Annotated in this window: 10 protein-coding genes; 6 read left to right on the plus strand and 4 right to left on the minus strand. The window is 62.6% G+C overall.

All coding sequences use genetic code 11. The annotated features are described in order from the left end of the window. The first annotated feature begins 16 nt into the window (after window positions 1-16). The 3 genes from CO657_RS20710 (at window position 17) to CO657_RS20720 (ending at window position 4499) form a co-directional block, all read left to right on the plus strand. Window positions 17-1093, plus strand: coding sequence for an ABC transporter ATP-binding protein (locus CO657_RS20710; RefSeq protein WP_012559454.1), 1077 nt, complete (start codon window positions 17-19; stop codon window positions 1091-1093). A gap of 79 nt (window positions 1094-1172) precedes the next feature. Further along, window positions 1173-2048: a phosphotransferase gene (locus CO657_RS20715; protein WP_012559455.1), complete on the plus strand. Its 876-nt coding sequence runs from the start codon at window positions 1173-1175 to the stop codon at window positions 2046-2048. Then, complete coding sequence (locus tag CO657_RS20720) at window positions 2049-4499, plus strand: GcvT family protein (protein ID WP_054182230.1); 2451 nt, start codon at window positions 2049-2051, stop codon at window positions 4497-4499. A 278-nt stretch (window positions 4500-4777) separates the two neighbouring features. Here the strand turns inward: CO657_RS20720 and CO657_RS20730 are convergent, their stop codons facing one another. Both CO657_RS20730 and uxaC read right to left on the minus strand, forming a co-directional pair. Continuing rightward, window positions 4778-6235: a mannitol dehydrogenase family protein gene (locus CO657_RS20730; protein ID WP_054182229.1), complete on the minus strand. Its 1458-nt coding sequence runs from the start codon at window positions 6233-6235 to the stop codon at window positions 4778-4780. Further along, entirely contained in the window at window positions 6232-7647 is a 1416-nt protein-coding gene (uxaC, locus tag CO657_RS20735; RefSeq protein ID WP_054182228.1) for a glucuronate isomerase, read from the minus strand. Before uxaC ends, CO657_RS20730 begins: the two co-directional genes overlap by 4 nt. Before the next feature lie 181 nt (window positions 7648-7828). Here uxaC and CO657_RS20740 point away from each other — a divergent pair, with 181 nt between their 5' ends. Beyond that, window positions 7829-8038, plus strand: coding sequence for a SlyX family protein (locus tag CO657_RS20740; RefSeq protein WP_003589419.1), 210 nt, complete (start codon window positions 7829-7831; stop codon window positions 8036-8038). Between the two features lie 46 nt (window positions 8039-8084). On the opposite strand, the gene CO657_RS20745 is transcribed toward CO657_RS20740, so the two are convergent. Beyond that, window positions 8085-9566 (minus strand): NAD-dependent succinate-semialdehyde dehydrogenase, encoded by a 1482-nt coding sequence (locus CO657_RS20745; protein ID WP_054182227.1) that lies wholly within the window; start codon window positions 9564-9566, stop codon window positions 8085-8087. A gap of 63 nt (window positions 9567-9629) precedes the next feature. Beyond that, window positions 9630-10910 carry a 4-aminobutyrate--2-oxoglutarate transaminase gene (locus CO657_RS20750; RefSeq protein ID WP_054182226.1) on the minus strand — a complete coding sequence of 427 codons (1281 nt, stop codon included), beginning with the start codon at window positions 10908-10910 and terminating at the stop codon, window positions 9630-9632. A gap of 168 nt (window positions 10911-11078) precedes the next feature. On the opposite strand from CO657_RS20750, the gene CO657_RS20755 reads away from it, so the two are divergent. Continuing rightward, entirely contained in the window at window positions 11079-11888 is an 810-nt protein-coding gene (locus CO657_RS20755) for a MerR family transcriptional regulator (RefSeq protein ID WP_054182225.1), read from the plus strand. Window positions 11889-12028: 140 nt separating this feature from the next. Next, window positions 12029-12655 carry a ribonuclease D gene (locus CO657_RS20760; RefSeq protein WP_054182224.1) on the plus strand — a complete coding sequence of 209 codons (627 nt, stop codon included), beginning with the start codon at window positions 12029-12031 and terminating at the stop codon, window positions 12653-12655. Window positions 12656-12849 lie beyond the last annotated feature (194 nt).

Below are 12849 nucleotides of genomic sequence, written 5' to 3' on the forward strand. Positions count from 1 at the left end.
GAGGGGTTTTGAGAAGATGGCAACCAGTGTCGTTCTTCAGAAGGTCGAGAAGCGCTACGGCTCGCTGGATGTGATCCATGGCATCGACCTGACGATCGATCCCGGCGAATTCGTCGTTTTTGTCGGTCCCTCCGGCTGCGGAAAATCGACCCTTCTGCGGATGATCGCCGGCCTCGAGGAAATCACCGGCGGCGGGCTGCTGCTCGACAACGAGCGCATGAACGAGGTGGCGCCCGCCAAGCGCGGCATCGCCATGGTTTTCCAGTCCTATGCCCTCTATCCCCATATGTCGGTTTACAAAAACCTCGCCTTCGGCCTGGAGACGGCGGGTTACAAGAAGGCCGATATCCAGCCGAAGGTCAAACGCGCCGCCGAGATCCTGCAGATCGAGAAGCTCCTGGAGCGCAAGCCGAAGGCGCTTTCCGGCGGCCAGCGCCAGCGTGTGGCGATCGGCCGGGCCATCGTGCGCGAGCCGCGCATCTTCCTGTTCGACGAACCGCTGTCGAATCTCGATGCGGAACTGCGTGTGCAGATGCGCGTCGAGATTTCCCGCCTGCACCGTCAGCTTGGCAACACGATGATCTATGTCACCCATGACCAGGTCGAAGCCATGACGATGGCTGACAAGATCGTCGTATTGAATTCCGGCCGTATCGAACAGGTCGGCGCGCCGCTCGATCTTTACAACAATCCGGCCAACCGTTTCGTTGCCGGCTTTATCGGCAGCCCGAAGATGAATTTTCTGAAGGCCCGCATCGAGCAGGTCGGCGAGACGGAAACCAGCATCCATGTCTGCGGCAATTCCGTCCGCCTGCCACGTCGGCTGAAAGGCGAAGCCGGCCAGGATGTCACCTTCGGCATCCGCCCCGAGCATCTTTCCCTTACGGAGGGCGCCATTACGCTGTCGACCGTCAACGTGGATCTGGTCGAAAATCTCGGCGGCGCCACCATGCTCTACACCACGACGCCGGATGGCCAGCTCCTGACCGTCGCCCTCGACGGCCAGCAGAAGGTCGAGCGCGGCGCCAATGTGAAGACCTTCTTCGACCCGGTCCGCTGTCATGTCTTCGATGGCTCCGGCAAGACCATCTAATCCCGCCGCAGCGCTGTAACCGCTGCTTGACAGCCGATCCTCCTCTGCCTCATCATTTCGAGAAGGCGAGGGGGATGGCATGACGCCTGAAGATAGGATTCATGCGCTCGGCATCTGGCAGGGCCCGATCGAAATTGCGCCGATCTCAGGCGGCATCACCAATCGGAATTATCTGGTCAGCGATGCCGTCGCGCGTTGTGTGGTGAGGCTCGGCACCGATATCCCGATCCATCACATCAGCAGGCAGAACGAGCTTGCCGCCAGCCGTGCGGCCCATGCCGCCGGCATATCGCCTGCCGTCATCCACCATTCGCCCGGTGTTCTGGTGCTCGACTATATCGAGGCGAAGGCGCTTTGCCCGGAGGATATCAGGGCGCCTGATATGCTCGCCCGGGTCTTGTCCCTGGTGCGCGCCTGCCACCATGATATCGCCCGGCATTTCCGCGGCCAGGCGATGATCTTCTGGGTCTTCCACGTCATCCGTGACTATGCCGCCAGCCTGAAGGAGGCGGGCAGCCCCTATCTGCCGCTGTTGCCGGCGCTGATCGCCAAGGCCGAGGCGCTGGAGCAGGCGGCAGGGCCGTTCGAGATCGCCTTCGGCCACAACGATCTTCTCGCCGCCAACTTTCTCGACGACGGCAAGCGGCTCTGGCTGATCGACTGGGACTATGCCGGCTTCAACACGCCGCTGTTCGATCTCGGCGGATTGGCCTCCAACAACGAGTTTTCGCAAGCCGCCGAGCAGATGATGCTGGAGAGCTATTTCGACCGGCCGTTGACCGATGATCTCAGCCGCCGTTACGCCGCGATGAAATGCGCCTCGCTGTTGCGCGAGACGCTCTGGAGCATGATTTCGGAAATCCACTCCACCATCCAATTCGACTACGCCGCCTATACGGCCGAAAACCTCGCGCGTTTCGAGCGCGCCTACCAAGCCTTTGAACGGAAACGATAAATGACGAGACAATTACCGAAGACGGCGAAAGCCGTTGTCATCGGCGGTGGCATCATCGGCTGCTCGACAGCCTATCATCTCGGCAAGCTCGGCTGGACCGATACCGTGCTGCTGGAGCGCAAGAAGCTCACATCCGGGACCACCTTCCATGCCGCCGGCCTCGTCGGCCAGCTGCGCACCAGCGCTAATATCACCCAGCTGCTCGGCTATTCCGTTGATCTCTATAAGCGCCTTGAAGAGGAAACCGGCCTCGGCACCGGCTGGAAAATGAATGGCGGCCTGCGCCTTGCCTGCAACGAGGAGCGCTGGACGGAGGTCAGGCGCCAGGCGACCACCGCGCAGTCCTTCGGCCTCGAAATGCAGTTGCTGACGCCGCAGGAGGCCTTCGATCTCTGGCCGCTGATGACGACAGACGATCTCGTCGGCGCCGCCTTCCTTCCCACAGACGGCCAGGCCAACCCCTCCGACATCACCCAGGCGCTGGCAAAGGGCGCCCGTTTGTCCGGCGTTTCGATCTTCGAGGATACCGAAGTTCTCGATCTCGAGATCGACAAGGGACGAATCCGCGCCGTCGTCACGGCTGAAGGCCGCATCGAATGCGAGCGGATCGTCGTCTGTGCCGGCCAATGGACGCGCACCTTCGCCGCACGCTTCGGCGTCAACGTGCCTTTGGTCTCGGTCGAGCATCAATATATCATCACCGAATCCTTCGGCGTCCCCTCCAACCTGCCGACGCTGCGCGATCCCGATCGCCTGACCTATTACAAGGAGGAGGTCGGCGGCATCGTCATGGGCGGCTATGAGCCGAACCCCATCGCCTGGGCGGAGAAAGGCATTCCCGAGGGTTTCCACTACACGCTGCTGGACAGCAATTTCGACCATTTCGAGCAGATCATGGAACAGGCGCTCGGCCGCGTTCCGGCGCTGGAGAATGTCGGCGTCAAACAACTGCTGAACGGCCCGGAAAGTTTTACACCGGACGGCAATTTCATTCTCGGCGAGGCGCCTGAACTGAAGAATTTCTTCGTCGGTGCCGGTTTCAATGCCTTCGGTATCGCCTCTGCCGGCGGCGCCGGCATGGCGCTTGCCGAATGGGTGACGAAGGGCGAGCCGCCCTACGATCTCTGGCCGGTCGATATCCGCCGTTTCGGCCGGCCGCATTTCGATACCGACTGGGTGCGCACCCGCACACTCGAAGCTTACGGCAAACACTACACCATGGCCTGGCCGTTCGAGGAGCATTCGAGCGGCCGCCCCTGCCGCAAGTCGCCGCTCTATGACCGGCTAAAGGCGCAGGGGGCCTGTTTCGGCGAAAAGCTCGGCTGGGAGCGGCCGAACTGGTTTGCCGATCTCTTCGCCAATGAGGAGCCGCGGGATGTCTACAGCTATACCAGGCAGAACTGGTTCGACGCCGTCGGCCGCGAGCACAAGGCAGTGCGCGAGGCGGCCGTCATCTTCGACCAGACCTCATTTGCCAAATTCGTGCTGAAGGGTAGGGATGCCGAGGCGGCACTCTCCTGGATCGCCGCCAACGATGTCGCCAGGCCCGTGGGATCGCTCATCTACACCCAGATGCTGAACGACAAGGGTGGCATCGAATGCGACCTGACCGTCGCCCGCATCGCCGAGGACGAATATTACATCGTCACCGGCACCGGCTTCGCCACCCATGACTTCAACTGGATCGCCCGCAATATTCCGACGGAGATGCATGCCGAACTGGTCGACGTCACCTCAGCCTATTCTGTGCTGTCGCTGATGGGACCGAATGCGCGCGCCGTACTGGAACAGGTGACTGGCAGCGATGTCTCCAATGCCGCCTTTCCCTTCGGCCAGGTCAGAACCATCGGCATATCAGGCTGCCCGGTGCGGGCCTTGCGTATCACCTATGTCGGCGAACTCGGCTACGAGCTGCATGTCCCCATCGAATACGCCACCACGGTCTATGATCTGCTGATGACATCAGGCAGCAAGCTCGGCCTCGTCAACGCCGGCTACCGCGCCATCGAAAGCTGCCGCCTGGAAAAGGGCTATCGCGCCTGGGGCTCGGATATCGGCCCCGACCATACGCCAGTTGAAGCCGGTCTTGGCTGGGCGGTGAAGATCAGGAAGAGCATTCCCTTCCGCGGCCGCGAGGCGATCGAGCGCCAGCTTAAGGAGGGTGTGAAGAAGCGCCTCGCCTGTTTCGTTCCTGACGATCCCGATACCGTGCTGCTCGGCCGCGAAACCATCTATCGCAACGGCAAACGTGTCGGCTGGCTATCGAGCGGCGGCTTCGGCTATACGCTCGGCAAGCCAATCGGCTACGGCTACATCCGCAATGCCGACGGCGTGACGGAAGATTTCATCCTCTCCGGCACCTATGAACTCGATGTCGCCAGGGAGCGCATCCCTTGCAAGGTGTCGCTGGCGCCGCTTTACGATCCTGGTATGGTGCGGGTGAAGGCTTGACGGGTTGCTTTTACGGCGCGTTCGAGCGCTCCGAGGATATAGGTTTAGGAGGAGAGGGTGTGCCGGGCCGCCCCCCCCCTGCCCTGCCGGGCATCTCTCCCACAGGTGGGGAGATTACAAGTGGCCAAACCTTTGCATCCGTCTATCGTTTCGCCGGGCTGTGACGCCAGTTGTTTGGGGAAGCCAGTGAGCCCAGCCAATCTCCCCACCTGTGGGGGAGATGCCCGGCAGGGCAGAGGGGGGCGGCCACGGCACGCCCTCTCCTATGTCGGAAAACCTCAAAACAACGGCAGCCGATCATCCTGGATCAGAATTTCCAGCTTGTCCGACACATCCTGCGTCCACGCCCGATGTCCGGTCAACGCCGAGGGGAAAAGTCCGGGCAGGGCAAAAAGCGCCGCCGAAATCGCAGGACCCGTGCGCGGGACATCGGCGATCAGCGCGGCGATCTCCGCCGCACGGGGATCGCGCAGCTCGTAGCGCTCGCCGTTGCCGTGCTCGCCGAGCGCATAACGCATCCATGCCGCAACGGCGATCGCATAGGTCTCCGCCCGGTCGCCATGCGCCAGCGCTTCGCATGCCGGTTCCAGCAGCCGCTGCGGCAGTTTCTGCGTGCCGTCCATGGCGATCTGATAGGTGCGATGCGCAATCGCCTTGTTTGCAAAGCGTGCTATCAATTCATTGGCATAGTCGTCGAGATCGATGCCGGGAACCGGATCGAGCGTTCTCGCCGCCGCATGCATGTGGCGGTAGGCAAGCGCTGCCAGGGCGGCATCATCCATCACATCGCGGATGAATTCATAGCCGCCGATATAACCGAGATAGGCGAGCAGCGAATGGGCGCCGTTCAGCATCCGGAGTTTCATTTTCTCATAGGCCGAGACGTCTTCGACCATCAGCGCGCCGCGCACCTTTTCCCAGGCCGGACGGCCATCGGCGAAATGATCTTCGATAACCCATTGCGTAAAGGGCTCCGTCTCGATCGCCGCCATATCCGCGCGCCCCGTCAGCCGCTCGGCATCGGCATAAGTCGCCTCGGTGCTTGCCGGCGTGATGCGGTCGACCATTGTCGACGGGAAGGGCACATTCGCTTCGATCCACCGGTGCAGATCAGCATCGATACGGGAGGTGAATTCGAGCACCAGGCGTTTCAGAACGGCGCCGTTGCTCGGCAGGTTGTCGCAGCTCAGCGGCGTAAAGGGGGCGATGCCCTTCTGCCGGCGGCGTGCGAGGCCTTCGACGAGATAGCCGATGACGCCGCGCGGCGCATGGCGGTTGGCGAGGTCGGCGACGATATCGGGATGTTTGAGATCGAGGCCGCCGGTTGCCGGATCGAAACCATAGGCCTTTTCCGTCACCGTCATGCTGACGATGCGGATATCGGGATCTTCGAGCCGCGCCAGCAGGCCGGCCGGATCGCGCGGCGCCACATGCGCCTTCAGGATCGAGCCGATCACCTCAGCCGTCGTGCCCGAAGTGTCGCGGATCAACGTCGTGTAAAGCCCGTTCTGGGCACTCAGATTGTCGGCGACATCGGGCGTGCGCAGGCTTGCCACCTCGATGCCCCAGTCGCCGCCGTCGGCTGCCAGCGCGCCATCGGTAAACGGCGCGAAATGCGCGCGAAAAAAGGCGCCGGGACCCAGATGCAGGATGCCGCTTTTCAGCCGGCTGCGATCATAGGCGGGAAGCTTCGCCGTCGGGGCGAGGCCGGAAAGGGTCTGCAGTCGTTCGCTCACAGCTTGTAGGCCTTCTTCGCATTGCCATAGGAGAGTTCGCCCGCCACGATCTCGGCTTCCTTCTTGGAAATCCGGTGCTCGGCGGCGAGCCCGGCGAGGAAGCGGCAGACTTCGCGGCGCCAGACGTCATGCCGCGCCGGAATCGAAAGCAGTGCCCGGGTATCGTCATTGAAGCCGGCCATATTGGCGAAGCCTGCCGTTTCCACCACCTGGTCGAGATAGCGGCGAATGCCGAGCGGGCTGTCGTGGAACCACCAGGGCGGGCCGATCATCAGGCAGGGCCAATGGCCGACCATCGGCGCCATCTCGCGCGCATAGGTCGTCTCGTCGAGGGTGAAGAGCAGCACCCGCAGCCCTGGCGCATGGCCGTATCTGGAAAGCAGCGCATTGAGCCCACCGACCCAGTCGGTGCGCGTCGGGATATCGGCGCCCATATTCGGGCCGCGGGTCGCAAAGAGGCCGCTGTCGGTGTTGCGCCGCGAACCGGCATGGATCTGCATCACCATGCCGTCTTCGGCCGAAAGCCCGGCCATCTCGGTCATCATCTGGCCGCGGAAGAGTTCGGCCTCTTGAGGGGAAAGCGGCCCCTTCAGCGCCTTGTCGAGCAGCGCCTGTTTTTCCGCAAGCGGCACGTCGGCCGTGAAAGCTGTGGGCACGCCGTGATCGGTCGCGGTGGCGCCGAACTGGCGGAAATAGGCGCGCCGGCGCCGATGCGCCTCGATCAGCCCGTCCCAGCGTGTCACATCGGCGCCGGTGATCTCTCCGAACTTGACGAGATTGTCGCGGAAGCCGACGGCGTCGGGATCGGTGACACTGTCCGGCCGGTAGGTCGTGCGGACCTTGCCGATCCAGCCGTCGGCCGCCATCTTCTGGTGATGGGCCAGCGGGTCGAGCGCGCCCTCTGTCGTCGCGATCGTTTCGATGCCGAATCGCTGGTGCAGCGCCCGCGGGCGGAATTCGGGAAGGGCAAGCTGCGCATTGATATGGTCGTAGAGCGCATCGGCATTGTCGGATGTCAGCGGCTCGGTGCAGCCGAGCACGGCCGACATCGCGTGGTCGACCCAGAGGCTCGAAGGCGTTCCGCGGAAGAGATGGTAATGCCTGGCAAAGGTCCGCCAGATCGCCCGTCCCTCAGCCACCGGCTTGCCGTCGAGCCTGGGAACGCCGAGTTCGTCCAAGGTGACGCCGACGCTGTGCAGCATGCGGAAGAGATAATGATCGGGAATGACCAGCAGCGAGCCCGGGTCTTCGAAGGGCTTGTCGTCGGCGAACCAGGACGGTTCGGTATGCCCGTGCGGGCTGACGATTGGAAGATTACGCACCGTCTCGTAGAGGTCGCGCGCAATGGTCCGCGTTGCCGGGTCGGCCGGAAAGAGCCGGTCCGGATGAAGAAAGCCGTTTCCTACATCCATCAGTATTCCTCCCTGATGGATAAGGGCCTACCCCACAACATCAGGCGCGGCAAGGTCTTTTAGTAACCAGATGGTTCGGTTTTTGCGCATGGTCGCGCCAGCCATGGAAAGCATTGACGAAGCGGCCTATTTCCGCTTTGGGAGGAGCATCTGTACTGCCGGTTTCGGCAAAGGAGGATCGATGTCCGACGAGACGAACCGCATCACCCGGCTGGAGGAAATGCTGGCCCATCAGGCGAAGACGATCGAGGAGCTTTCCGATCAGCTGACCGAGCAATGGAAGATCGTCGAGCAGATGCGCTCCAAGCTCGACCGGTTGACCGAACGTTTCCTGTCGCTCGAGGAGCAATCGCTGGAAGCGCCTGGTATCACCCGCCCGCCGCACTATTGACGGCACGCGGCGAGAGGCCGCGTGCCCGATTTTCCCGGCTGGCGGATCAGACGCCGCCGATGCAGAGATATTTCATTTCCAGATAGTCGTCGGCGCCGTGGCGCGAGCCCTCGCGTCCGAGGCCGGATTGTTTGATGCCGCCGAAAGGCGCGGTCTCGGATGACATGATGCCGGTATTGATGCCGATCATCCCGTATTCCAGCGCTTCCGCCACCCGCCAGACCTTCTTCAGATCGCCGGCATAGAAATAGGCGGCAAGGCCGAATTCCGTATCATTGGCTTGAGCGATGACATCTTCGGCCGTCTCGAAGCGGAAGAGCGGCGCCACCGGCCCGAAGGTTTCCTCGCGCGCCACCTTCATGCCGCGCGCCACGCCGGTCAGCACCGTTGGCGCAAAGAAGGTGCCGGCGCCGTCGATGCGTTTGCCGCCGGTCAGTACCCTGGCGCCCTTGGCAAGCGCGTCACTGACATGGTCTTCCACCTTGGCAAGGCCCTGTTCGTCGATCAGCGGCCCGATCTCGACACCCGGCTGGAAGCCGTCGCCGACCGACATCGCGGCGACCTTGGCGGCAAGCTTAGCCGCGAAGGCGTCATAGACGCCTGACTGGATGTAGAGGCGGTTGGCGCAAACGCAGGTCTGGCCGGCATTACGGTATTTGGAGGCGATCGCGCCTTCGACGGCGGCGTCGAGATCAGCATCATCAAAGACGATGAACGGCGCGTTGCCGCCGAGCTCCAGGCTCACCTTCTTGATCTGATCGGCGCATTGCCGCATCAGGATGCGGCCGACCTCCGTCGAGCCAGTGAAGCTGATCTTGCGCACCTTGTCATTGCCGCAGAGCTCGCGGCCGATCGCCGGGCCGTCAACGCCGACGATGAGGTTGAAGACGCCGGCCGGGATGCCGGCCTGCTCGGCGAGTACGGCAAGGGCGATCGCCGTCAGCGGCGTCTGCTCGGCCGGCTTCGATACGACGGTGCAGCCGACGGCCAACGCCGGCGCAATCTTGCGGGCAATCATCGCCGCCGGGAAATTCCATGGCGTGATCGTGCCGACGACGCCGACCGGCTGCTTGATGACGATCATGCGCTTGTCATTGGACGGCGCGGGGATCGTCTCGCCGTAGATCCGCTTTGCCTCCTCAGCATACCATTCGATATAGGCGGCGGCATAAAGGATCTCGCCGCGCGCTTCGGCGAAAGGCTTGCCCATTTCGGCGGTCAGGATGGCGGCCAGTTCGTCGGCATTGGCGACCATCAGGTCGAACCATTTGCGCAGGATGACGCTGCGCTCCTTGGCCGGGCGGGCGGCCCAGGCCGGCTGGGCGGCATAGGCCGCATCGATCGCCGTCCGCGTTTCGGCAGCCCCCATATCGGGCAGCGAGGCAAGCAGCTCGCCGGTTGCCGGGTTGAGCACGTCGAAAGTCCCGGCGGCATCACCCGATGTCCAGACGCCGTTGATATAGCCGGCAGCGCGCAGGAACGGTGAAGAGAAGGGAACGTGTTTGGTCAGCGCGGTGGTGAAAGCCATGTCATATCTCCTTGGCAGCGGCTGCCGGTCGCCGGCAGCCATTGAAATCCGGTGCCTGTCGCCTCACTTGGCCGCACTCACTTCCAGCATCGAGGCCTCAAGAATGTCGAGCGCCTCCCCGAGCACCTCGTCCTGAATGGTGATCGGCGCGAGGAAGCGGATGACGTTGCCGTGGACGCCGCAGGTGAGGAGGATCAGGCCCTTGTCGAGCGCTGTCAGCCGCACCCGGTTGGCGAATTCGGCGCTCGGCAAGCCCGTCGTCCGGTCGTTGAATTCGACGGCATTCATGAAGCCCGGCCCGCGGATATCGGCAATCTCGGGCACCGTCTCGCGCAGCGATTCCAGCCGCTGTTTCAGCCGTCCTCCGAGCAGGTTGGCGCGGTTGCAGAGATCCTCGTCGGCGATGACGTCGAGGACGGCATGCGCTGCGGCGATGCCGATTGGATTGCCGCCATAAGTGCCGCCGAGCCCGCCCGGTCCCGGCGCGTCCATGATTTCGGCGCGACCGGTGACGGCGGCGAGCGGAAAGCCGCCGGCAAGGCTTTTCGCCATCGTCGTGAGATCCGCCGCCACCTCGTGATGATCCATCGCGAACATTCTGCCGGTGCGGGCAAAACCGGTCTGCACCTCGTCGGCGATCAACAGGATACCGTGCTGGTCGCAGAGCTCGCGCAGCGCCTTCATGAAGGCGGCCGGCGCCGGGTAAAAACCGCCTTCGCCCTGCACCGGCTCGATGATGATGGCGGCGACCCGCTGCGGATCGACATCGGCGGCAAAGAGTTTCTTCAGCGCTGCAAGCGACTGATCGGCGGTGACGCCGTGCAGTTCGACCGGGAAAGGAATATGGAAGACGTCGCCCGGCATCGCGCCGAAGCCGACCTTGTAGGGCACGACCTTGCCGGTCAGCGCCATGCCCATGAAGGTGCGGCCATGGAAACCGCCGCCAAAGGCGATGACGGCCGAGCGGCCGGTTGCCGCCCGCGCAATCTTGACGGCATTTTCGACCGCTTCGGCACCCGTGGTGACGAAGATCGTCTTCTTCTCGAAGTCACCCGGCACCAGCGCATTCAGACGCTCGGCGAGACTGACATAGTTCTCATAGGGCACCACCTGATGGCAGGTATGGGTAAAGTGGTCGAGCTGATCCTTGACCGCCGCAATCACCCGGGGATGGCGGTGGCCGGTGTTGAGAACGGCGATGCCGGCGGCGAAATCGATGTAGCGGCGGCCCTCCTTATCCCAGATCTCGGCATTCTCGGCGCGATCGGCATAGATCTGGGTCGTCGTGCCGACGCCCCGTGAAATGGCGGCGTTCTTCCGGTCCGTAAGGCTCGTCGCGGTCATCGATGCGCTCCTGTCTGAAGGGGGGTTGAAATTATCTTGTATAAGTTCTGCAAGTTATTTATAAAACTCCTACATTTTTCCTGCAAGAAAACAAGTGGGATTTTTTGCTTCAAACATCACGCTTTTTGATAAATGCTCGGCAGCGATTGGAATCGGGGATAGTGGCGGATGAACGATAACGGGCCGGTACGCTACAAGGTGGCGGAGGCCGCACGGCTGGCTGGCGTTTCGGCCTCGACGCTGCGTCTCTGGGAAAGCCAGGGTCTGGTCGTTCCTGGCCGTTCGCAAACCGGTCATCGCCAATACAGCGCCGACGATGTGGCGCGGCTGAAGCGCATCTCCTGGTATCGGGCCGAGCGTGGTCTCAATCCCGCCGCCATCCGCGAGGCGCTGGAAGGCGAGGAGCCTTCTGCCGATGGCGCCGAGGCAAGCCAGGGCACCGGCCTCGGACGCAAGCTGCGCAGCCTGCGCCACGCCGCCGGCAAGACGCTTGATCAGGTGGCTGGCGATATCGGCGTCACCTCCTCGACGCTTTCGACGCTGGAGCGCACCTCCCAGGGCGTCGGTTTCAAGACGCTGCATGACCTCGCCGATTATTACGGCACCACCGTCTCACGCCTCTCCGGCGAAGAAAGCGCCGAGGTGCCGGTGCTGGTGCGTGCCGGGGAATGGCGCAGCTGGCCGGAAACGACGCCTGGAGTCGCGGTGCAGTTGCTGGCCGAAGGCCCCAGAATGATGGATTGTCACCGTTTCGTGCTGGCGCCCGGTGCTGCCAGCGAGGGCGCCTATCGCCATGAAGGCGAGGAATTCATGCATGTCCTGTCCGGCCGGCTCGAACTGGTGCTCGACAGCGATCAGTTCTTCGATCTCGGCCCGGGCGATTCACTTTATTTCGAAAGCCGCCGCTACCATTCCTGGCGCAACCGCCATGACGGCGAAACCGTGCTTCTCTGGATCAACACGCCGCCGACATTCTGAAACGCCTGCAGAGGAAGCGGTTTCGCATTTTGCGGCTTTGCGCTATAGCGCACTGCATAATTCCTTAAATCGCCATCGATTTAAGGATAAAATTAAGCGGCAATTCAAAGTGCTAAAGCGTCCTAAGGAAAGACAGTCTCATGGCCGCCACCATACGTTATCACGAAGGCGATATTTCCGCAGCCGATGCCGCGCGCTACACCGGCGCGATTGCCATCGACACCGAAACGCTCGGCCTGGTGCCGCGCCGCGACCGGCTCTGCGTCGTCCAGCTTTCACCGGGTGATGGCACCGCCGACGTCATCCGCATCGCCCCCGGCCAGAAAGAGGCTCCCAATCTCGTCGCCCTGCTCGAAGATCCGACCCATCAGAAGATCTTTCACTACGGCCGCTTCGATATTGCCGTGCTCTTCCACACTTTCGGGGTCACGACGAACCCGGTCTTCTGCACCAAGATCGCCTCGCGCCTGATCCGCACCTATACGGATCGCCACGGCCTCAAGGACAATCTCAAGGAGATGCTCGACGTCGATATATCCAAGGCGCAGCAGTCTTCCGATTGGGCGGCCGAGACGCTGTCTCCGGCCCAGCTCGAATATGCCGCTTCCGATGTGCTTTATCTGCACGCGTTGCGCGACAAGCTGACGGAACGCCTGCTCCGCGACGGCCGCTTCGACCATGCGACGGCCTGCTTCGCATTCCTGCCGACCCGCGCCAAGCTCGACCTGCTCGGCTGGGAAGAAGCCGATATCTTCGCCCATAGCTGAGTAAATTGCCTGCGGCACGCATGAAAACAAAGATCGTGGATCGGCGTGTCCGCGGCGTTAGCGATTCGTTAACGCCTCTTTCCTAAAATTCCCGTTAATATTTATGCATTTCGATGACGCCGGTATTGCGTCATGCGGACAGGAGGATCTGCGGGGATGCAAGGGGCCGGATGAGCGCGGTCCTTTATAGAGCC

Origin of the sequence: Rhizobium acidisoli, assembly GCF_002531755.2 — a bacterium.
Lineage (GTDB): Bacteria > Pseudomonadota > Alphaproteobacteria > Rhizobiales > Rhizobiaceae > Rhizobium > Rhizobium acidisoli.